This window comes from Pseudomonas sp. CK-NBRI-02 (genome assembly GCF_008124495.1).
Lineage (GTDB): Bacteria > Pseudomonadota > Gammaproteobacteria > Pseudomonadales > Pseudomonadaceae > Aquipseudomonas > Aquipseudomonas guariconensis.
Genome location: NZ_VSJH01000008.1, coordinates 334,064 through 355,252, shown reverse-complemented (window position 1 = coordinate 355,252; position 21,189 = coordinate 334,064). Strand labels below are relative to the sequence as shown.

Here is a 21,189-nt window from a genome sequence, read left to right as displayed (position 1 = left end):
GGCCATGTCGTTCATCTCTGGGTGCTCCAATAATCAAAGGCTTCTGGGCAGGCGCAAACTGAACGCTTGGACGATGCTTTGGCCAGAGAGTTCGCCATCCATGGCCCAACGGTCGTCAAGCGGTCTCAGTGGCTGCCGGAGTGACCGAAGCCGCCAGCCCCGCGCTGGCTCTCGTCGAAGGACTCGACGATCTCGAAATGCGCCTGCACCACAGGCACCAGCACCAGCTGCGCGATACGCTCGCCGATGGCGATGGTGAAGGGCGTCTGGCCGCGGTTCCAGCAGGAGACCATCAGCTCGCCCTGGTAGTCCGAGTCGATCAGGCCGACCAAGTTGCCCAGCACGATGCCGTGCTTGTGGCCCAGGCCCGAGCGCGGAAGGATCATTGCGGCCAGGCCCGGGTCGCCGATATATACCGACAGGCCAGTGGGAATCAGCAGGGTCTGGCCCGGCTCCAGGACAGTGTCTTCCTTGAGCATGGCGCGCAGGTCCAGGCCGGCGGAGCCGGGGGTGGCGTATTGCGGCAGAGGGAAATCATTGCCCAGGCGAGGGTCGAGGATCTTGGCTTGAAGAGCGTGCATGTAACTTATTGAACCTGGTTGAGCCGTTCGGCGATGAAGGCGACCAGTTGTCGGGCGATCTTGCCCTTGCTGGTCTGCGCGAAGAGGGTCTGGTGCTGCTGGCGGTCGATGACGGTCAGGGCATTTTCCTCGCTGTTGAAGCCGATGCTGGGGTTGGCCACATCATTGGCGACGATCAGGTCGAGGTTCTTGTCCTTGAGCTTGCGCGTGGCGTAATCGAGCAAGTGTTCGGTCTCGGCGGCGAAGCCGACGCTGAACGGACGATCGGTGCGGCCAGCGATGGTCGCAAGGATATCTGGATTGCGCACCATCTGCAGCAGCATGCCGTCGCCGGTCGTAGGGTCTTTCTTGAGCTTTTGCGGGGCAACGACTTCCGGGCGGTAGTCCGCGACCGCTGCCGAGGCGATGAACAAGTCGCAGGGCATGGCGGCCTCGCAGGCCGCGAGCATGTCCCGCGCGCTCACCACGTCGATCCGGTTGACGCGATCGGGCGTCGCTAGGTGCACGGGGCCTGTGACGAGGGTCACCCGAGCCCCGGCTTCGGCAGCCGCCTCGGCCAGGGCGAAGCCCATCTTCCCGGAGCTATGATTGGTGATGTAGCGCACCGGGTCGATGTTTTCCTGGGTGGGGCCGGCGGTGATCAGCACATGCTTGCCGGTCAGCGACTGGCGCTTGAAGCTTTCGGCTGCGCACCAGGCCAGATCCGTGGCTTCGAGCATGCGACCAAGGCCAACGTCGCCACAGGCCTGGCTGCCGGAGGCCGGGCCGAATACCTGGATGCCGCGGCTCTTGAGCAGTTCGAGGTTGGCCTGGGTGGCCGCGTCGCGCCACATGGCCTGGTTCATGGCTGGCGCCACGGCAACAGTGGCATCGGTAGCCAGTACCAGGGTGGTCAGCAGGTCATCGGCCATGCCTTGTGCCAGGCGTGCCATGAGGTCGGCGGTGGCCGGGGCGATCAATACCAGGTCGGCCCACTTGGCCAGTTCGATGTGCCCCATGGCCGCTTCGGCCGCGGGGTCGAGCAGATCCATGTGCACCGGGTGGCCGGACAGTGCCTGCAGGGTCAGCGGGGTGATGAACTCGGCACCACCTCGGGTCATGACGACGCGCACCTGCGCGCCGTGTTCCAGGAGTCGGCGAATCAGCTCGGCGCTCTTGTAGGCGGCGATGCCGCCACCCACGCCGAGAACGATGCGCTTGCGATACAGCCGCTGCATAGGCTTGCCTTTTTCCAGTGAAAGCGGGCGACGACGACTGCTGCCTGCGGCAGATCGTCGCATCTACGGAGCGGGATAGATTAACACAGGGCCTAAACGCACCGCAGTAACACGCAAGGAGGGGTATGAACATCAGGGAATGGCCAGCGGACGAGCGGCCACGGGAGAAGCTGTTGCAGCGCGGTGCGGCCGTGCTGTCGGACGCTGAATTGCTCGCTGTGCTGCTGGGCTCGGGAGTTGCCGGGCGAAATGTGCTGGACCTGTCGCGGGGGCTTTTGATGCGCTTCGGCGGACTCAGGCAGTTTCTCGAGGCAGACCGCGATGCCGTGCTGCGCGAACCGGGCCTGGGATTGGTGAAATATGCGCAGTTGCAAGCGTTGCTGGAGATCGGCAGACGTTATCTGGATGAATCCATCTCGCGTGAAGCCGTTCTGGAGAATCCGGCGTCTGTGCGGCGTTATCTGAAGTCCAGGCTGCGTCACGAAGCTAGCGAAGTGTTCGGCTGTCTGTTTCTGGACACCAAGCACAGGCCGCTGGCGTTCGAGGTCCTGTTCAGGGGGACGATCAACCGGGCGAGCGTCTACCCGCGTGAGGTGGTGCGGCGCTCGCTGTTGCACAACGCCGCCGCCCTGATCCTGTGCCATAACCATCCGTCAGGCCATAGCGAGCCCAGCGAGGATGACGTGCACATGACGCTGGTGCTCAAACGGGCATTGGCGTTGATCGATGTGCGGGTGCTCGATCATGTCATCGTCGGGGACGGTGAGCCGCTGTCGATGATCGAGCAAGGGTGGTTCGAGGCCTAAGGCTGCTTTATGGCCAGCGATGGGGCGCAAAGCGCCCCGGCCAATGACTTAGCGCGTGACGGAAACCTTGCTGAAATCCAATCGCCCGAACGGGCTCACTTGGTAACCCTCCACACCCTGGCGCAGCAGCGTGGCTGCAGTCGGATGGGCCAGTGGCAACCACAGTGCCTGCTGCTGGATCAGCGTCTGCGCCTGTTGATACAAACGGCTGCGCACGCTCTGGTCGTTAGTGGTGCGGCCGGCGCTGATCAGCTGATCCAGGCGGTTATCGCAAAAACGCGCGAAGTTGGTACCGGACTTGACCGCCGCGCAGGAAAACTGCGGGGTGAGGAAGTTGTCCGGATCGCCGTTGTCGCCGGCCCAGCCCATGAACAGCAGATCATGCTCGCCAGCCTTGGCCCGGCGGATCAGCTCGCCCCATTCGATCACGCGGATCTCGGCCTTGATACCGATCTTCGCAAGATCCGCCTGGAGCATCTGTGCGCCCAGGCTCGGGTTTGGATTGAGCAGGCTGCCTGAGGGGCGGGTCCAGATCGTCGTGGCAAAACCGTCCGCAAGCCCTGCCTTGGCCAACAGCGCCTTGGCTTTTTTAAGGTCCATGGCGTAGCCAGGCAAGTCCTTGGCGTAGCTCCAGGTGTTGGGCGGGTAGGGGCCATTGGCCGCGATGGCGGTGCCTTCGAACACGGCCTTGAGATAGGCGGGCTTGTCGAAGGCCAGGTTGATGGCCTGGCGCACCTCGGATTTGTCCAGCGGTGGGTGCTGGCTGTTGATGGCGACGAACGCCGTCATGAACGCCGGGACACTTGCGGTTTTGAGATTACCGTCCTTGCCAGCTTCGGTGATATCCAACGGTTTGGGCGAGAGGGCCACCTGGCATTCGCCGCGTTTGAGTTTCTGCAGGCGTACGTTGGCGTCTGGGGTGATGGCGTAGATCAGCGGGTCGACGGCGGGCTTGCCCGCGAAATAGTCGGGGTTGGCGCGATAGCGCACCACCGCGTCCTTCTGGAAACGCTGGAACACGAACGGTCCGGTGCCGACCGGCTGGCTGTTGAGCTTTTCCGGGGTGCCGGCCTTGAGCAGCTTGTCGGCATACTCGGCGGAATAGATCGAGGCGAAACCCATGCTCAGGGTCGCCAGGAAGGTCGCGTCCGGGTGGGTCAGGGTGAAGCGTACCGTGTGCGGTTCCGGCGCTTCGATCAGCTTGATCAGGCTGGCCAGCTGCAGCGATTGGGCATGCGGGTACCCTCCAGGCGCTGTCTTGTGCCAGGCGTGGGCGGGGTAGAGCATGCGCTGGAAGCTGAACAGCACATCGTCGGCGTCCAAGTCACGGCTGGGTTTGAACCAGGATGTGGTATGGAATTTCACGCCATTGCGCAGCTTGAAGTCATAGATCAGGCCGTCATCGGACACTGTCCAGCTTTCAGCCAGGCTGGGCACCACCTTGCCCTGGCTGGCATCGAATTCCACCAGACGATTCATCAGCACATCGGCCGAGGCGTTGGTGGTCGTCAGCGAGTTGTACTGGACGACGTCGAAGCCTTCGGGGCTAGCCTCGGTGCAAACGGAGAGGGGCGCCGCCTGGGCGAGGCCTGCGGCGAACAGGGAGGTGAACAACAACGATAGGGCGGCGACACGCATGGTGACTCCTTGACTGATCCGGGGCCCATCTGACTGTGCAGCTGAGGAAAGGTCCTACCCTAGTGTGCGCATTGATAAATGGCCACCTTCTTTTTCGCCTGCCCGGCGACGAGCGGTCGACAGCACGCCAGCCTTGTCGCTATGCTGGCCGGGCGCGCTCGGCCCTATCAGGATGCGTATCTTCTGTTGTTGTGGTCGAGTCTTTCTGGTATAAAGCAGCGCTCTTTTCTAGGGGCACGGTCTGTCGCGCAAGCCGATTCGGTCGATAAGACCCCCGGAAACACGGCGCCTGGCGCCATAGACTGAGAGATTAAGCGGCCAACCCATGCCGGGTTGGGCATGTGGTTTTAGAGGGCTGAGGCATGTCGAGAGTCTGTCAAGTTACCGGTAAGGGTCCGGTAACCGGGAACAACATTTCCCACGCAAACAACAAAACCCGTCGTCGTTTCCTGCCAAACCTGCAGCACCACCGTTTCTGGGTTGAGTCCGAGAAGCGTTTCGTGCGTCTGCGCGTTTCCGCCAAGGGCATGCGTATCATCGACAAGCGCGGTATCGATGCCGTTCTGGCCGACATCCGTCGTGCTGGCGCCAAGGTTTAAGGGAGAACATCATGCGTGAATTGATCCGTCTGGTTTCGAGTGCCGGTACCGGCCACTTCTACACCACCGACAAGAACAAGCGCACCACTCCGGACAAGATCGAGATCAAGAAATACGATCCGGTCGTCCGCAAGCACGTGGTCTACAAGGAAGCCAAGATCAAGTAATTGATCGGCAACCTGAAAAAAACCCGCTTCCTCGGAAGCGGGTTTTTTTATGTCCGGCGTTCAGGGCGGAAGAGGAAACCTTCGATGATGCCCTTCACCTGCGACTCTTACTTCTGTTCGAACATGACGTAGATCTTGCGGCAGGGCTCCAGCACTTCCCAGGTGCCCTTGAAGCCGGCCGGGATGACGAACCGATCGCCGGCGCGCAGGGTCTTGGCATTGCCCTGTTGGTCGCGCAGTACCGAGACACCCTGGGTGATCTCGCAGTATTCGTGCTCGGTGTAGTTCACCGTCCACTGGCCCACCTCACCTTCCCACACGCCGGCGGCGAACTGGCCGCAGGGGCTGGAATAGTGGTTGTAGACCGCCTGGTCGGGCTCGCCCTTGAGGATTTTTTCCGCCGCTGGACGGTAGCGTTCGGCCTCGGTGAGTGCCTGAGCGAAGTCGATGATGGTGCCGATGCTCATGGTGATTCCCTTTTGTTGTTTAATAAAATGCACATCAGTAGGCGTTTAGGCCTTTCGTGTCAAATATATTGATAGTTTCCACCGGCTGGTTTAGGGTGTCGGGTGCCAGTGTGCGCTTGTCACCCGGCCAGAATTATTGACACGCCGTGATGTCCTCAGTACGGCGTTGCACCTTAACAAGAGGAGGAGTTTCGTATGACCACCCTGACTCGTGCGGATTGGGAACAGCGTGCCCAGCAACTGAAGATCGAAGGTCGCGCCTTCATCAACGGCGAATACACCGATGCCGCATCCGGTGAAACCTTCGACTGCCTGAGCCCGGTGGACGGACGCTTCCTGGCCAAGGTTGCCAGCTGCGATCTGGCCGACGCCAACCGCGCCGTCGAAAATGCCCGCGCCGTGTTCGAATCCGGCGTCTGGTCGCGCCAGGCTCCGGCCAAGCGTAAGGCTACCCTGATCCGCTTCGCCGACCTGCTGCGCAAGAACGTCGAAGAACTGGCCCTGCTGGAAACCCTGGACATGGGCAAGCCGATCGGTGACTCCTCCACCATCGACGTCCCAGGTGCCGCCAACGCCATCCATTGGACTGCCGAAGCCATCGACAAGGTCTACGACGAAGTCGCCCCGACTCCGCACGATCAGCTGGGTCTGGTGACCCGCGAGCCTGTGGGCGTGGTCGGCGCGATCGTGCCGTGGAACTTCCCACTGCTGATGGCCTGCTGGAAACTCGGCCCGGCCCTGGCCACTGGTAACTCCATCGTCCTCAAGCCATCGGAAAAATCGCCGCTGACGGCCATTCGTATCGCCCAGCTGGCGATCGAAGCGGGCATCCCGGCAGGCGTGCTGAACGTGCTGCCAGGCTACGGCCACACCGTGGGCAAGGCCCTGGCCCTGCACATGGACGTCGACACCCTGGTGTTCACCGGCTCGACCAAGATTGCCAAGCAGCTGATGGTCTACGCGGGCGAGTCGAACATGAAGCGCGTCTGGCTGGAAGCCGGCGGCAAGAGCCCGAACATCGTCTTCGCCGACGCCCCTGACCTCAAGGCCGCCGCCGAAGCCGCTGCCAGCGCCATCGCCTTCAACCAGGGCGAAGTCTGCACCGCAGGTTCGCGCCTGCTGGTCGAGCGCTCGATCAAGGACAAGTTCTTGCCGATGGTGGTCGAGGCCCTGAAGGCCTGGAAGCCGGGCAACCCGCTGGATCCGTCGACCACCGTCGGTGCTCTGGTGGACACCCAGCAAATGAACACCGTGCTGTCGTACATCGACGCCGGTCACCAGGATGGTGCCAAGCTGCTCGCGGGCGGCAAGCGTATTCTGGAAGAAACCGGCGGTACTTACGTCGAGCCGACCATCTTCGACGGCGTGACCAACGCCATGAAGATCGCCAAGGAAGAGATCTTCGGCCCTGTGCTGTCGGTCATCACCTTCGACACCGCCGAGGAAGCCGTGGCGATTGCCAACGACACCCCGTACGGCCTGGCGGCTGGCATCTGGACTGCCGACATCTCCAAGGCCCACAACACCGCTCGTGCCGTGCGCGCCGGCAGCGTGTGGGTCAACCAGTACGATGGTGGTGACATGACCGCGCCGTTCGGTGGCTTCAAGCAATCGGGCAACGGTCGTGACAAGTCGCTGCACGCACTGGAGAAGTACACCGAGCTGAAAGCGACCTGGATCAAGCTGTAATCCAGCGGGCCGCTGGGCGGCCCTTTTCGTGGATGACCGCTCCCACAGGATTCGTAGGAGCGGTTACCCACGATGGGCTGCGCAGCAGCCCTGAAAGCAACTAGCCGGGCCGGCCCATGCCGTCCCGGCTTTGTCGTCTTTGCTGTTCAAGATCTGCCTGGGAGGCTGTCATGCGTTGGGGAACCTATTTTGCCGTGCTGGCGTCGGTGCTCAGTGTCGGGCTCGCGCTCGGCGTGAGCATGCCGCTGGTGTCCTTGCGCCTGGAGGGCTGGGGCTACGGTGGGTTCGCCATCGGCGTGATGGCCGCGATGCCCGCGCTCGGTGTGCTACTCGGGGCCAGCCTGGCCAGCCGCCTGGCGGGTTGGGTCGGTGTGCCAGCGGCGATGCGCCTGTGCCTGTGGGGCGGTGCGTTATCGATCGGCCTTGTAGCCGTGCTGCCCAGTTATGCGCTGTGGCTGGCATTGCGCCTGGTGATCGGCATGGCCCTGACGGTGGTGTTCATCCTGGGTGAAAGCTGGATCAACCAACTGGTGGTCGAGCAGTGGCGCGGTCGGTTGGTGGCGCTGTATGGCAGCAGCTATGCCCTGAGCCAGCTTGCCGGCCCCTTGGTGCTGGGGTTCTTGGGCTCGGACGATGACTTTGGATTCTGGGCCGCCACAGCGCTGCTGCTGTTCGCACCCTTGCTGCTGCTGGGCCGCGGCGGTGCACCCAGCACCGAGGCATGCAGCGTCACCTTCGGCGACCTGTTCGGGTTTTGCCGGCGTCTGCCGGTGATCGCCTGGGCCATTGCGCTGTTCGCTGCCTTCGAGGCGATGATCCTGACCTTGCTGCCGGTGTACTGCCTGCAGCAAGGGTTCACCGCCGAGATCGCATTGTTCATGGTCAGCACCGTGGTGGTGGGCGATGCCGTGCTGCAGCTGCCGATCGGGGCCCTGGCCGACTACATGTCGCGGCGGACGCTGTTCAGTGGTTGCGCCTTGACCCTGCTCGTTTCGAGTCTGGCCATTCCGCTGACCTTGCACACACCTGCGATCTGGCCGGTCTGGGTGTTGTTCGGGGCCAGTGCCGGCGGGCTTTTCACCCTGTCGCTGGTGCTGATCGGTGAGCGCTACCGGGACGATGAACTGGTGCGCGCCAACGCGCATGTGGCGCAGCTGTGGGGCATCGGTTGCCTGCTAGGGCCGCTGATCGCTGGCGCCGGCAGTCAATGGATCAGTGGCCATGCATTGCCGTGGCTGATGGCGGCAGGGGCGGCGGGGTTGGTCGTGTTGACTCGCAGGCGCGATGCCTTCGAGCCTGCTTCGGCCTGATAGCGAGTTTGTAGCTGATTCGCGGGCCACAGGTGCGGCGCTATAGCGCTGCTTGAATTGTGGGCAGGGTTCACCTGCGAACGGGGCGGCGGCTCACAGCATCTTCTCCAGCCCCACCGCCTTGCTGATCCAGGCATTGAATCGCCGCCACAGCCCGCCTGGCTCGGAGGTGAGCATGCGGCGTTTGCCGTTGTCCTCGGTCACCCACACCAGTTTGTCCCCCACCAGCTTGGCCTGATAGCTCAGCGCTGGCGCCATGCCCTGCACCGCAAGATCACGGGTGTATTCGGCCAGCTCGGGGCTGTCGACCAGCACGCCGACCTCGGTGTTCCACAACACCGAGCGTGGGTCGAAGTTGAACGATCCGATGAAGGTCTTGCGTCGGTCGAAGACGATGGCTTTGCTGTGCAAACTGGAATCCGAGCTGCCATACAGGCGCAGGCTGCGGTAAGCGCTCGGGTCACCGGGTTGGCGGCGCAGTTCGTACAGCTGCACGCCGTGCTCGAGCAGGGCGCGGCGATAGGGGGCATAGCCGCCATGTACCGCTGGGACGTCGGTGGCTTCCAGGGAGTTGGTCAGCAGCTTGACTGACGTACCGGCATCGGCGCGGCCGGTCAGGTACAGCAAGCCCGATTCGCCCGGTACGAAGTAGGCCGATACCAGGATCAGCTCGCGGTGCACATTGGCAAGCTCCGGTGCCAACTGCTGGGTCATCAGCAGGTGTGGATCCGGCTCGCCTTGGGCCAGTACCTTGCTAGGTGAATCCCAGAGGGCCTTGCTGTGGGCCCAGATCAGCTCGTTGCGCCACGCGTCCAGCCGTGGATTGGACTGGTAGGCCATCAAGCGGTCGTACAAGGCTTTGTGCTTGACCCGCGCTTGCGCCAGTGAAATCTCCAGGCGCTTGCGGCTGGCCCGCAGGTCGTTGGCATCCGGCTGGCGCCAGAGAAAGTCGCCGATCGGCAAGCTCAGGGCGCTGTTCCAGTACTGGTCGAAGCTGTGGCCGAGCTGGTCGGCCACTGGGCCTACGCCGAGCAGATCGATGTCGGTGAAGTTGAGGTTCGGCTCGGCGTCGAAGTATTCATCGCCCAGGTTGCGACCGCCGACGATGGCCATGCTGTTGTCCACCAAAAACAGCTTGTTGTGCATGCGCCGATGCTGGCGCGACAGGTTGAACAGCCGGCCTACAGCGCGGGTGGCGCCGGTGCTGCGCCCCAGGTGCAAGGGGTTGAATACGCGGATCTGGATGTTGGGATGGGCAGCGAGGGTGCCCATCATGGTGTCGAGGCCGTCGCTGGTGGTGTCGTCGAGCAGCACGCGCACGCGCACGCCGCGGTCGGCGGCGCGCAGCAGCTCGTGGACCAGGGCTCGGGTGCTCAAGCCATCGTGGACGATGTAGTACTGCAGGTCGATGCTCGCCTGGGCGTTGCGGATCAGCTCGGCGCGGGCGCGAAAGGCCTCGTTGCTGTTGGGCAGCAGGCGAAAGCCCGAGCGCCCGTCATAGGGCGCGGCCTGGCGCTGGACGGAGCGGCCGAACGCCGATTCGCTGGCCGGCAGCGTCTGGCTGACCTGGCGGGGCGTACTGACGCTGGCGCAGCCCGACAGGCCAAGCAGCAGCGCCAGCAACAGTGGCAGAGCTCGCTGGAGTCTCAAGTGAAGAACGTCCTGTACAGCAAAGGCTTTATGGTTTGGACCGTGGAGGGCGGCGCAAAGTTACGCCGGGTCTTCGTCCGCTTCCAGTAGACGAAGGGCGGTTTCACCCACTTTGCGTACCGCAGCTTCGATCTGGGGCGTGGGCCGCGCGGCGAAGTTCATGCGCAGGCAATGCCGGTACTTGCCCGACGCCGAGAAGATACTGCCGACGGCGATCTGCACCCCCTGCTCCAGTAAAGCGCGATTCAGGCGCAGCGTATCGAAACTTTCCGGCAATTCAACCCACAGCATGAACCCGCCTTGGGGCCGACTGGCGCGCGTGCCGGGCGGAAAGTACCGTGTCACCCAGTCGCTCATCTGGTCGCGGCCGCGTTGGTACTGGCTGCGCATGCGGCGCACGTGGGGCTGATAGTGGCCGGCTTCGATGAAATCGGCGATGGCCAGTTGCGGCTGGCTGGCGGTACTGCCGGTGCTGATGTACTTCATGTGCAGCACGCGCTCCAGGTAGCGTCCGGGCGCCACCCAGCCGACCCGCAGGCCCGGCGCCAGGGTCTTGGAGAAAGAGCTGCACAGCAACACGCGGCCGTCTTCATCGAACGACTTGATGGTCCGCGGCCGCGGGTAGGTGTAGGCCAGGTCGCCGTACACATCGTCTTCGAGAATTGCCACGTCGTAGCGCTGGGCGAGGTTCAGCAGGGCCTTCTTGCGCGCCTCGGGCATGATGTAGCCCAGTGGGTTGTTACAGCTGGGGGTGAGCTGGATGAGCTTGATGGGCCACTGCTCCAGCGCCAGTTCCAAGGCCTCCAGGCTGATGCCGGTGAGTGGATCGGTGGGAATCTCCAGGGCCTTCATGCCCAGGCCTTTGAGGGTCTGCATGGCGCCGTGGAAGCTGGGCGCTTCGACGGCCACGATATCCCCCGGTTCACACACGGCGCGGATGCTGGTGGACAACGCCTCATGGCAGCCAGTGGTCACCACCAGGTCGGCCGGGCCCAGGCGGCAGCCGGAGTCGAGCATCAGCCGGGCGATCTGCTCGCGCAGGGCCAGGTTGCCATGGATGTTGTCGTAGTACAGACCTGGCATGTCCTGGCGCCGACTGAGCTGGGCCAGGCTTCGCAGCAGGGGCTTGAGGGTCGGGCTGTCGATGTCGGGCATGCCGCGACCGAGCTGGATCACGCCTTTTTGCGGCGTGCTGCGCACCAGTTCCAGCACTTGGTCCCACTGCGAGATATCCACCGGACGTTGGGCGGTGCGGCTCATGGCGGGCAGCGCAGGAAGGCTGCGGTCCTCGGCGACGAAATAGCCGGACTTGGGCCGCGGCGAGACCAGGCCGTTGTCTTCGAGCAGACGATAGGCCTGCTGCACCGTGCTCAGGCTGACCCCATGCTCAAGGCTCAGGGCACGCACCGATGGCAGGCGCTGGCCGGGGCGGTACAGGCCTTGTTCGATGCGTGCGCCAAGCAGTTCGGCAAGGTTGAGGTAAAGGGTCATGGCATACTCCCTGGAACCGTCTGCGACTAGGATCGGTACAGATGGGTGGAAAATACGCCATTCAGTCCTGTTTCGGCCAATTCTGTATGGGAATAATAAGCCGGTATTGGATCTGTATTGTCGAGGGCGCGAAACGGCATGCTTTTTCCAGGGTTCGATCAGAGCAGGAGAGCGTGGCGATGGACGGCGTGAGCGACGTACGTTTGCAATTATTGGCTAAAGAACTGGAAGAAGGCCTGCGGCCCAAGGTCTACAACGCCCCGGCCGGGCTGGGGCGCTGGGGGTTGATGCTGCACCGCTGGCGCACTCGCCGGGTCTTGTTGCAGTTGGATGATAGCCAACTGAAGGATGTGGGACTGAGCTGGGAGCAGGCTCGCGAAGAAGGGCGCAAACCCTTCTGGAAGGACTAACCGCAATTGTGTGGGAGCGGGGGTAGTGCCTGGAGTCAGACCAACTCCTTAAGCCGATGCCAGAGCATGCCCAAGGCCAGCAGCGGCGAACGCAGCAGCCTTCCACCGGGGAAGGTGATATGCGGGACCTGGGCGAACAGGTCGAAGCGACCGCTCTGCTGGCCGCTGATGGCCTCACCCAGCAGGCGCCCGGCCAGGTGGGTGGCGTTCACGCCGTGGCCGGAGTACGCCTGGGCGTAATAGACGTTCGGCTGGCTGGCCAGGCGCCCGATCTGCGGCAGGCGGTTGGCGCCGATGCCGATCATGCCGCCCCATTGATAGTCGATGCGCACATCGGCCAGTTGCGCAAATACCTTGAGCATCTTGGGGCGCATGTAGGCGGCGATGTCCTTCGGGTCGCGCCCGGAGTAATGACAGGCTCCGCCGAACAGCAGGCGGTGGTCGGCCGACAGGCGATAGTAGTCCAGCGCCACTCGCTGATCGCAGACCGCCATGTTCTGTGGCAACAGTTGGCGGGCACGTTCCTCGCCCAGTGGCTCGGTGGCAATGATATAGCTACCGGCAGGCAGCACCTTGCCGCCCAGCTCGCGATTCAGGTCGTTGTGGTAGGCATTGCAGCACAGCACCAGGGTGCCGGCGCGCACACGCCCTTTGGCGGTATGGACTTGCACCTGCGAGCCATAGTCGATGCGCGTCACCTCAGACTGTTCGTGCAGCTTCACGCCCAGGCTGGCGGCGACCCGTGCTTCGCCCAAGGCCAGGTTGAGCGGATGCAGATGGCCCGAACCCATGTCGATCAGTCCGCCCACGTAGCGATCCGAGCCCACCACACTGTGCATGTCCGAGGCCGGTACCAGGCGCAGTTCGTGACGATAACCGAGGCTGCGCAGTTCCTCGGCGTCTTCGGCGAAGCCTTCCAGCTCACCCGGCTTGTTGGCCAGGTCGCAGTAGCCCCAGGTCAGGTCGCAGGCGATGGCATGGCGCTCGACACGCTCGCGGACGATATCCACTGCTTCCAGGCCCATGAGTTTCAAGTTGCGTACGCCTTGCTCGCCGAGGATGGGCAGGAATTGCTCCAGACCATGGCCAACGCCGCGGATCAATTGCCCGCCATTGCGTCCGCTGGCCCCCCAGCCGATCTTGCGCGCTTCCAGCAGGATGACGGACAAACCACGCTCGGCCAGCTCAATGGCAGTATTGAGGCCCGAATAGCCGCCGCCGACGATGCACACATCAGCGCTGTGCTCACCTTCGAGCGCCGGGTAGTCGGGGTGCGGCACGCTGCTGGCGGCGTAATAAGAGGCGGCGTGCTGCGCGCTGTGGATCATCTGTCGTTTCCCGGTGCTAAGGCCAAAGGGCGAGGATAAGTCGCAGGTGCAAGGTGGGCAACTGCGAGGCCTGCGCCGTCGTTCGTGGATAAAACCGCGCTTACCGGTTCGATGCGCGGGAGCAGATTTGCCTGCGAACAGGCCTATAATTTCCTCACTTTTTCCTGCTGCTTATCTCGCCATGTCCTGCAACAGCCACAAGATCCACTTTTTGCGCGAACTGATTCCATCCTTCGAGTGCGAGCCGGGTTGTCACGACTGCTGCGGCCCGGTCACGACCTCAGCCGAGGAGATGGCACGCCTGCCGCGCAAATCCCGCGCCGAGCAGGACGCTGCGCTCGAGCGCCTCGACTGTGTGCACCTGGGTCCCAATGGCTGCACGGTCTATCAAGAGCGCCCGATAATCTGCCGACTGTTCGGCACCACGCCACGGCTGGCCTGCCCGCGAGGGCGGGGGCCTGAGCAGATGATCGAGCCGCAGGCCGAGGAACTGGTGCATCAGTTCATTGCCACCACCCGCCAGGTATTGGTCTGAGCCTCACTCCGGAATCGGCAGGCAGAGGCTCTCTTTGACTTCTTCCATCACGATGTAGCTCTTGGACTCGCGCACGTGGGGCAGCTTGAGCAGGATGTCGCCGAGCAGCTTGCGGTAGGAGGCCATCTCCGAAATGCGCGCCTTCACCAGGTAGTCAAAATCGCCGGAGACCAGGTGGCACTCCAGCACGTGAGGCAGCTTGAGCACGGCGCGGCGGAACTCCTCGAAGGTGTCGCCGGACTTGTAGTCCAGGCTGATCTCGACGAACACCAGCAGGCTGCCTTTGAGGTGCTGCGGATTGAGCCGGGCGTTGTAGCCCATGATGATCCCCTCGCGTTCCAGGCGGCGAACCCGCTCGGTGCAAGGGGTAGTGGAAAGGCCGACCTTTTCGCCCAGTTCAGTGAACGAGATACGGCCATCGTTCTGCAGGATACGCAGAATATTGCGGTCGATCTTGTCCAGTTCACGCTTGGTCTGGTGCTGGGTTCTCATAGGGGATGCCCCTCCGTGAAAGGCGATTTTGCCGAGAATTCTCGCCAAATATAGGCTTTTATATAGTGAAATGCACTGGCTATTCCTCCCTATACTGCGCCCAATCCAGCCATTTCAACAAAAGTCTGCGGTGCGCCGCGTGCGAGGAATAAACAATGCGAGTTCTGGTACTTGGTAGCGGTGTGATCGGAACCGCCAGTGCCTACTATCTGGCCCGGCAAGGTTTCGAAGTGACGGTGGTCGACCGCCAGCCAGCGGTGGCCATGGAAACCAGCTTTGCCAACGCAGGCCAGATCTCGCCCGGCTATGCCTCTCCATGGGCTGCCCCAGGTGTGCCGCTCAAGGCCATCAAGTGGCTGCTCGAGCGCCACGCCCCTTTGGCTATCAAGCTCACCGGTGATGTCGACCAGTACCTGTGGATGGCGCAGATGCTGCGCAACTGCACCGCCAACCGCTATGCGGTGAACAAGGAGCGCATGGTGCGTCTGTCCGAGTACAGCCGCGACTGCCTCGATGAACTGCGCGCCGAAACCGGCATTGCCTACGAAAACCGCTCCCTGGGCACCACCCAGCTGTTCCGCACCCAGGCCCAGGTGGACGCTGCCGCCAAGGACATCGCTGTCCTCGAACAATCCGGCGTGCCTTACGAGCTGCTCGACCGCGACGGCATCGCCCGCGTAGAACCTGCCCTGGCCGGCGTGAAGGACATCCTGGCCGGCGCCCTGCGCCTGCCGAACGACCAGACCGGCGACTGCCAACTGTTCACTACCAAGCTCGCCGAGATGGCGGTCAAGCTGGGCGTCGAGTTCCGCTTCGACCAGAACATCCAGCGCCTGGACTTCGCGGGTGACCGCATCAATGGTGTATGGATCGACGGCAAGCTGGAAACGGCCGACCGCTACGTCCTCGCCCTGGGTAGCTATTCTCCGCAGATGCTCAAGCCGCTGGGCATCAAGGCGCCGGTCTACCCGCTCAAGGGCTACTCGCTGACCGTACCGATCACCAACGCGGACATGGCCCCGACCTCGACCATTCTCGACGAAACCTACAAGGTCGCCATCACCCGTTTCGACAACCGCATTCGTGTGGGCGGCATGGCCGAAATCGCAGGCTTCGACCTTTCGCTGAACCCGCGTCGGCGCGAAACCCTGGAGATGATCGTCAACGATCTTTATCCTCGCGGCGGCGACCTGAGCCAGGCCAGCTTCTGGACCGGCCTGCGCCCGGCCACCCCGGACGGGACCCCGATCGTGGGCGCCACCCCGTACCGCAACCTGTTCCTGAACACCGGTCACGGTACCTTGGGCTGGACCATGGCCTGTGGTTCCGGTCGCTTGCTGGCCGACCTGATCGCGCGCAAGAAGCCACAGATCAGCGCCGAAGGCCTCGATATTTCGCGTTACGGCAACAACCAGGAGATTTCCAAGCATGGCAATCCAGCGCCAGCTCACCAATGAACGCATGAGCCAGATCGTCACCCATAACGGCACTGTCTACTTGGCGGGCCAGGTGGGGGACGATCTGGACGCCGGGATCGAACAGCAGACCCGCGAGGTGCTGGCCAACATCGAGCGCCTGCTGGAGCTGGCCGGCACCGACAAGACCCGTTTGCTCTCGGTGACCATCTACCTCAAGGACATCGACGCGCATTTCCTGGGCATGAACGCGGTGTGGGATCAGTGGCTGCCCCAAGGCGTCGCTCCGGCCCGCGCGACGGTCGAGGCCAAGCTGTGCGAGCCGGAAATCCTCGTCGAGATGTCGGTAGTCGCCGCGCTGCCGTAAACCGTTCCCTCACCCTGGCTCGGCGGGCACTACCCCACGCCTGTCGCGCCAGGGACTTAATTCATAACCAGACTGCCAGAAGGCTGCCGCCATGCGTCCCGCCCGTGCCCTGATCGACCTTCAAGCCCTTCGCCACAATTACCGCCTGGCCCGTGAGCTGTCCGGCGCCAAAGCCCTTGCCGTGATCAAGGCCGATGCCTACGGCCATGGCGCGGTGCGTTGCGCTTTGGCCCTGGAAACCGAGGCCGATGGTTTTGCCGTGGCCTGCATCGAGGAAGCGCTGGAGCTGCGCGCCGCCGGGATCAAAGCCCCGGTGCTGTTGCTCGAAGGTTTCTTCGAGGCGAGCGAGCTGGCGCTGATCGCCGAACATGACCTGTGGTGCGTGGTGCAATCGCTGTGGCAGCTCGAAGCGATCGAGAAGACGCCAGTACACAAGCCATTGACGGTCTGGTTGAAGATGGACACCGGCATGCACCGGGTCGGCCTGCACCCGAAGGATTACCAAGAAAGCTACCAGCGCCTGCTGGCCAGCGGGAAAGTGGCGCGTATCGTGCTGATGAGCCACTTCGCTCGCGCCGACGAACTGGATGTCGACGCCACAGCCCAACAGGTCGCAGTGTTCGAAGCCGCCCGCCAGGGCCTGGCGGCCGAGTGCAGCCTGCGCAATTCGCCTGCGGTGCTGGGCTGGCCCCAGGTGCCGAGCGACTGGGTGCGCCCCGGCATCATGCTGTACGGCGCCACCCCGTTCGAAGTGTCCCAGCCCCAGGCCGAGCGCCTGCAGCCGGTGATGACCTTGCAATCGCGGATCATCAGCGTGCGCGAACTGCCGGCCGGTGAGCCGGTAGGTTACGGCGCCAAGTTCATCACCCCACGCCCGACCCGCGTCGGCGTGGTCGCCATGGGCTATGCCGACGGCTATCCGCGTCAGGCACCGACCGGCACGCCCGTGATGGTCGCCGGCAAACGCACCCAACTGATCGGCCGGGTGTCGATGGACATGCTCTGCGTCGATCTGACCGACGTACCCGAAGCCACGGTCGGCAGTCCGGTGGAATTGTGGGGCAAGCAGGTGCTGGCCAGCGACGTGGCTGCCCAGGCCGGGATGATCCCGTACCAGATCTTCTGCAACCTCAAGCGTGTACCGCTGGACTATATCGGCGAATGAGGCGCTGAAGCGGACAGGCTGCGGGGCGAAGTGTTGTAAATACTGAACGGCGTTGCCATCATATCGTTCACACTTCGCTCCCACCTCGACCGTTTCAGGAGGCTCCAGCTTTGGACGTCGGTGAACGACTGCAAGCCATCCGCAAGCTCAAGGGCCTGTCCCAGCGTGAACTCGCCAAACGCGCGGGCGTCACCAACAGCACCATCTCGATGATCGAGAAGAACAGCGTGAGCCCCTCGATCAGCTCCCTGCGCAAGGTGCTCAGCGGCATCCCCATGTCCATGGTCGAGTTCTTCTCCGTGGAGCTGGCGCCTGAAAGCCCTACCCAGGTCGTCTACAAGGCTCACGAACTGATCGACATCTCCGACGGTGCAGTGACCATGAAGCTGGTGGGCAAATCGCACCCCAACCGGGCGATCGCCTTCCTCAACGAGGTGTATCCGCCCGGGGCCGATACCGGCGAAGAAATGCTCACCCACGACGGCGAAGAGACCGGCATCCTGCTCGAAGGCCGGCTCGAGCTGGTGGTCGGTACCGAGACGTTCATCCTCGAGGCCGGCGACAGCTACTACTTCGAAAGCACCCGTCCACACCGTTTTCGCAACCCCTTCGAAGAGCCTGCCAGGCTGATCAGCGCGGCGACACCCTCGAACTTTTGATCCAGCGCAGTGCATTGTTTCGGCAATACCCCTTTCCCTTGTGGGGTCGTTCCACGGTTTCGGGGTTCCCGCTATACTTTCAAACGCTCGCAGATCCGTGGCCGCGGGCGTGATTAGCCACCATGAGGGTGTTCGCGTGAACCAAATCAAGAAGATGCTGGCCGTACCAGCAGCCGTATTCGCCCTTTGGGCAATGAGCGCAACCGCTGCGACCAACGACGAAATCGCCAAGCGCCTCGAGCCGGTCGGCCAGGTGTGCGTCCAGGGCCAGGAGTGCAAAGGCATGGCAGTGGCTGCTACCGCAGGTGGCGGTGGTGCCAAGACCCCAGATGAAATCATCGCCAAGCATTGCAACGCTTGCCATGGCAGCGGCTTGCTCGGCGCGCCGAAGATCGGCGATACCGCCGCCTGGAAGGAGCGTGCTGACCACCAGGGTGGTCTGGACGGCATCCTGGCCAAGGCCATTACCGGTATCAACGCCATGCCGCCCAAAGGCACCTGTGCCGACTGCTCGGATGACGAGCTCAAGGGCGCCATCAAGAAGATGTCGGGGCTGTAATCCCTGCCTGATTCCCCCAAGCCCGCCTCCCATGGCGGGCTTTGTGTTTCTGGGCTACGAAATGGGGTGGCTTTTTCACGGGTAATAACGGTCCAACCCCTGCGCATGGATGTTCACAGGAGGCCCCATGACCCAGTGCTGTTCCCTCGACCAGGCGGTAGAACAGGTCCTGGCCCGTCTACCCGCCCACATCCACATGGGCCTGCCCTTGGGCCTGGGCAAACCTAATGCCTTCGTCAACGCGTTGTATGCCAGGGTGCGCCAGCTACCCGAGCGCCAACTGACGATCTACACCGCTTTGAGCCTCGGGCGGCCGCCGCTTGGCGATGGCTTGCAACGTCGTTTTCTGGAGCCCTTCGTCGAGCGGGTTTTTGCCGATTATGAAGAGCTCGACTACCTCGCCGACCTGCGCAACGACAGCCTGCCCGGCAACATCCGCGTCGAGCAGTTCTTCCTGCAGCCTGGCAGCCTGCTGCACAGCGAGAGCGCCCAGCAGGACTATGTCAGCAGCAACTACACCCATGCGGCGCGGGACATCAACGCCAATGGCCTGAACCTGATCGCCCAGTTGGTAGCCGCCACGCCCGAGCGCCCCGATCACCTGAGCCTTGCCTGTAACCCGGACATCACCCTCGACCTGTTGCCGATGATCGCCCGTCGTCGCGCCGCCGGTGAGACCATCCTGCTGCTCGGCCAGGTGCACACCGAGCTGCCCTACATGCCTGCAGGGGCCGAACTTGGCCGGGAAGCCTTCGACCTGTTGATCGACGAGCCTGAGCGGCGCCGGTTGTTTTGTACCCCGAACATGCCGGTCACCACCCAGGACCACTGCATTGGGCTTCACGCCAGTGCCCTGGTGCGCGATGGCGGTACCCTGCAGATCGGCATCGGCGCCATGGGCGATGCGGTGACCGCGGCCTTGTTGGCGCGCCAGGGTGACAACGCCGGCTACCGGGCACTGCTCGATGCTCTGGACCTCACGCCCTGGCAGGGATTGATCGAGCGCGAGGGTGGGCGCGATGCCATTGCCCAGGGGCTGTATGGCTGCAGCGAGATGTTCGTCAACGGTTTGCTGGTGCTGGCCGAGGCGGGGGTAGTACGGCGCCCGGCCGACGAGGACGGGGCTTTGGTGCACGGCGGATTCTTCCTGGGCCCCGAGGCGTTCTACCGGCGTCTGCGGGAGATGCCTCTTGAGCAACGCGACCGTTTCGTCATGACCGCGATCAGCTACATCAACGAGCTGTACGGGCAGGAGTCGCTCAAGCGTCGCCAGCGCCGCGACGCTCGTTTCATCAACACAGCATTCGGCATGACCTTGCTCGGTGCCGGCGTGGCCGACCAGCTTGAGGATGGCCGGGTGCTCAGCGGGGTAGGCGGGCAATACAACTTTGTCGCGCAAGCGCATGCCCTGGAGGGCGGGCGCTCCCTGCTGCTCCTGCGCAGCTGGCGCGAGTCCGGGGGCGAGGTGACTTCCAACCTGTTCTGGAACTACGGTCACTGCACCATTCCCCGGCATCTGCGTGACATCGTGGTGACCGAATACGGTATCGCCGATCTGCGTGGACAGACCGATAGCGAAGTCATCGCCAGGTTGCTGGCGATCAGCGATTCACGTTTCCAGCAGCCGTTGATGGAGCAGGCGAAGGCGGCGGGCAAGCTGCCCAAAGGCTTCACGCTGGCCACGCGCTTTACCGACAACACGCCCGAGCGTCTGGAGGCGATACGCGAGCGGCATGCGCGGCTGTTCCCGGAGTATCCATTGGGGTGTGATTTCACGGCCGAGGAGCGGGATTTGCTTCGGGCACTCAACTGGCTCAAGAGCAAATTCAAATTGAGTGAAGTGCTGGCGTTGGGCAAGGCAGCGCTGGATGCGCCCGCGCCCGAGGCCTATCCGGCGCAGTTGGCGCGGATGGGGTTGGCGCAGCCGCAGGGGCTTAAGGAAGAGCTGTACCAGCGATTGCTGCTGGCAGGGTTGGCCGCCACCCGGAGGTAGCAGGGGCCGCAAGGCGGCCCCAGGAGGCATCAGTCGATGAACGTGACCACGCCGCCTTCGAGCGACTTGACCCGAGCCAGCGACTCGACGCGGTAGCCCTGGCTGTCCAGTTCGGCGCGGCCGCCCTGGAACGATTTTTCGATCACGATGCCCAGGCCCGCAACGGTGGCACCGGCCTGCTTGATGATCGAGATCAGCGCCTGGGATGCCTTGCCGTTGGCCAGGAAGTCATCGATCACCAGCACGCGGTCGCTGCTGTTGAGGTGACGCGGCGAGATGGCCACGGTGTTCTCGGTCTGCTTGGTGAAGGAGTACACCGAGGCGGTCAGCAGGTTCTCGGTCAGGGTCAGCGACTGGTGCTTGCGGGCGAAGATCACCGGCACGCCCAGCTTCAGGCCGGTCATCACCGCCGGGGCTATCCCTGAGGCTTCGATGGTGACGATCTTGGTCACACCGGAGTCGGCGAACAAACGGGCGAACTCGTCACCGATCAGCTGCATCAGCGCCGGATCGATCTGGTGGTTGAGAAACGCGTCGACTTTGAGAACCTGATCGGAAAGCACGATGCCTTCTTCGCGAATCTTCTGCTTCAGTGCTTCCACTGTGGTATTCCTCGATGTAGCAAAGGTGGCCACGGACCAGGCCGCGGCA

At 63.2% G+C, this 21,189-nt stretch carries 22 protein-coding genes; 13 read left to right on the top strand and 9 right to left on the bottom strand.

The window, feature by feature from the left end; translation table 11 throughout:
- Positions 1–125: 125 nt before the first annotated feature.
- Together dut and coaBC are read right to left on the bottom strand one after the other, a co-directional pair.
- Positions 126–581, bottom strand: a complete 456-nt coding sequence (gene dut, locus DQ397_RS09455) for a dUTP diphosphatase (protein WP_043212979.1) — start codon at positions 579–581, stop codon at positions 126–128.
- 5 nt (positions 582–586) lie between these two features.
- Entirely contained in the window at positions 587–1,798 is a 1,212-nt protein-coding gene (gene coaBC, locus DQ397_RS09450) for a bifunctional phosphopantothenoylcysteine decarboxylase/phosphopantothenate--cysteine ligase CoaBC (RefSeq protein WP_043212982.1), read from the bottom strand.
- A gap of 125 nt (positions 1,799–1,923) precedes the next feature.
- On the opposite strand from coaBC, the gene radC reads away from it, so the two are divergent.
- On the top strand, positions 1,924–2,604 hold the full coding sequence (radC, locus tag DQ397_RS09445; RefSeq protein ID WP_043212984.1) for a DNA repair protein RadC: 681 nt from the start codon (positions 1,924–1,926) through the stop codon (positions 2,602–2,604).
- A gap of 48 nt (positions 2,605–2,652) precedes the next feature.
- Here radC and DQ397_RS09440 read toward each other — a convergent pair whose 3' ends face one another.
- Positions 2,653–4,242: an ABC transporter substrate-binding protein gene (locus tag DQ397_RS09440; protein WP_043212986.1), complete on the bottom strand. Its 1,590-nt coding sequence runs from the start codon at positions 4,240–4,242 to the stop codon at positions 2,653–2,655.
- Positions 4,243–4,604: 362 nt separating this feature from the next.
- Here DQ397_RS09440 and rpmB point away from each other — a divergent pair, with 362 nt between their 5' ends.
- Both rpmB and rpmG read left to right on the top strand, forming a co-directional pair.
- A complete protein-coding gene (gene rpmB, locus DQ397_RS09435; RefSeq protein WP_043212989.1) occupies positions 4,605–4,841 on the top strand; it encodes a 50S ribosomal protein L28 in 237 nt (78 codons plus the stop codon).
- A gap of 11 nt (positions 4,842–4,852) precedes the next feature.
- Complete coding sequence (gene rpmG / locus DQ397_RS09430) at positions 4,853–5,008, top strand: 50S ribosomal protein L33 (protein ID WP_003253507.1); 156 nt, start codon at positions 4,853–4,855, stop codon at positions 5,006–5,008.
- A gap of 107 nt (positions 5,009–5,115) precedes the next feature.
- Here the strand turns inward: rpmG and DQ397_RS09425 are convergent, their stop codons facing one another.
- Positions 5,116–5,475: a cupin domain-containing protein gene (locus DQ397_RS09425; protein WP_043212991.1), complete on the bottom strand. Its 360-nt coding sequence runs from the start codon at positions 5,473–5,475 to the stop codon at positions 5,116–5,118.
- Between the two features lie 195 nt (positions 5,476–5,670).
- On the opposite strand from DQ397_RS09425, the gene DQ397_RS09420 reads away from it, so the two are divergent.
- Together DQ397_RS09420 and DQ397_RS09415 are read left to right on the top strand one after the other, a co-directional pair.
- Positions 5,671–7,164 carry an aldehyde dehydrogenase gene (locus DQ397_RS09420; RefSeq protein ID WP_043212993.1) on the top strand — a complete coding sequence of 498 codons (1,494 nt, stop codon included), beginning with the start codon at positions 5,671–5,673 and terminating at the stop codon, positions 7,162–7,164.
- 170 nt (positions 7,165–7,334) lie between these two features.
- On the top strand, positions 7,335–8,474 hold the full coding sequence (locus DQ397_RS09415; protein ID WP_043212996.1) for an MFS transporter: 1,140 nt from the start codon (positions 7,335–7,337) through the stop codon (positions 8,472–8,474).
- 93 nt (positions 8,475–8,567) lie between these two features.
- Here DQ397_RS09415 and DQ397_RS09410 read toward each other — a convergent pair whose 3' ends face one another.
- Positions 8,568–10,124 carry a phospholipase D family protein gene (locus tag DQ397_RS09410; RefSeq protein WP_043212998.1) on the bottom strand — a complete coding sequence of 519 codons (1,557 nt, stop codon included), beginning with the start codon at positions 10,122–10,124 and terminating at the stop codon, positions 8,568–8,570.
- A gap of 60 nt (positions 10,125–10,184) precedes the next feature.
- A complete protein-coding gene (locus tag DQ397_RS09405) occupies positions 10,185–11,615 on the bottom strand; it encodes a PLP-dependent aminotransferase family protein (protein WP_043212999.1) in 1,431 nt (476 codons plus the stop codon).
- A 179-nt stretch (positions 11,616–11,794) separates the two neighbouring features.
- Between DQ397_RS09405 and DQ397_RS09400 the strand changes: the two genes are divergently transcribed.
- Positions 11,795–12,025, top strand: coding sequence for a DUF1127 domain-containing protein (locus DQ397_RS09400; protein ID WP_043213001.1), 231 nt, complete (start codon positions 11,795–11,797; stop codon positions 12,023–12,025).
- Positions 12,026–12,060: 35 nt separating this feature from the next.
- Here the strand turns inward: DQ397_RS09400 and DQ397_RS09395 are convergent, their stop codons facing one another.
- Positions 12,061–13,353, bottom strand: coding sequence for an FAD-binding oxidoreductase (locus DQ397_RS09395; protein ID WP_043213003.1), 1,293 nt, complete (start codon positions 13,351–13,353; stop codon positions 12,061–12,063).
- A gap of 181 nt (positions 13,354–13,534) precedes the next feature.
- Here DQ397_RS09395 and DQ397_RS09390 point away from each other — a divergent pair, with 181 nt between their 5' ends.
- On the top strand, positions 13,535–13,888 hold the full coding sequence (locus DQ397_RS09390) for a YkgJ family cysteine cluster protein (RefSeq protein WP_043213004.1): 354 nt from the start codon (positions 13,535–13,537) through the stop codon (positions 13,886–13,888).
- A 3-nt stretch (positions 13,889–13,891) separates the two neighbouring features.
- Here DQ397_RS09390 and DQ397_RS09385 read toward each other — a convergent pair whose 3' ends face one another.
- The gene (locus tag DQ397_RS09385; protein ID WP_043213006.1) at positions 13,892–14,380 is read right to left on the bottom strand and encodes an Lrp/AsnC ligand binding domain-containing protein; all 489 of its coding nucleotides are present in this window, start codon (positions 14,378–14,380) and stop codon (positions 13,892–13,894) included.
- Between the two features lie 155 nt (positions 14,381–14,535).
- Here DQ397_RS09385 and dadA point away from each other — a divergent pair, with 155 nt between their 5' ends.
- The 6 genes from dadA (at position 14,536) to DQ397_RS09355 (ending at position 20,538) form a co-directional block, all read left to right on the top strand.
- Positions 14,536–15,837, top strand: coding sequence for a D-amino acid dehydrogenase (gene dadA / locus DQ397_RS09380; protein ID WP_043213007.1), 1,302 nt, complete (start codon positions 14,536–14,538; stop codon positions 15,835–15,837).
- Positions 15,809–16,162, top strand: a complete 354-nt coding sequence (locus DQ397_RS09375; RefSeq protein ID WP_043213010.1) for a RidA family protein — start codon at positions 15,809–15,811, stop codon at positions 16,160–16,162. Before dadA ends, DQ397_RS09375 begins: the two co-directional genes overlap by 29 nt.
- Positions 16,163–16,253: 91 nt before the next feature.
- Entirely contained in the window at positions 16,254–17,327 is a 1,074-nt protein-coding gene (gene alr / locus DQ397_RS09370; RefSeq protein ID WP_043213012.1) for an alanine racemase, read from the top strand.
- Between the two features lie 110 nt (positions 17,328–17,437).
- A complete protein-coding gene (locus tag DQ397_RS09365) occupies positions 17,438–17,986 on the top strand; it encodes a cupin domain-containing protein (RefSeq protein ID WP_043213014.1) in 549 nt (182 codons plus the stop codon).
- Between the two features lie 154 nt (positions 17,987–18,140).
- On the top strand, positions 18,141–18,545 hold the full coding sequence (locus tag DQ397_RS09360) for a cytochrome c5 family protein (RefSeq protein ID WP_043213033.1): 405 nt from the start codon (positions 18,141–18,143) through the stop codon (positions 18,543–18,545).
- Positions 18,546–18,672: 127 nt separating this feature from the next.
- A complete protein-coding gene (locus DQ397_RS09355; RefSeq protein WP_043213016.1) occupies positions 18,673–20,538 on the top strand; it encodes an acetyl-CoA hydrolase/transferase C-terminal domain-containing protein in 1,866 nt (621 codons plus the stop codon).
- Positions 20,539–20,567: 29 nt separating this feature from the next.
- Here the strand turns inward: DQ397_RS09355 and xpt are convergent, their stop codons facing one another.
- Positions 20,568–21,140 carry a xanthine phosphoribosyltransferase gene (xpt, locus tag DQ397_RS09350; RefSeq protein WP_043213018.1) on the bottom strand — a complete coding sequence of 191 codons (573 nt, stop codon included), beginning with the start codon at positions 21,138–21,140 and terminating at the stop codon, positions 20,568–20,570.
- Positions 21,141–21,189: the final 49 nt, after the last annotated feature.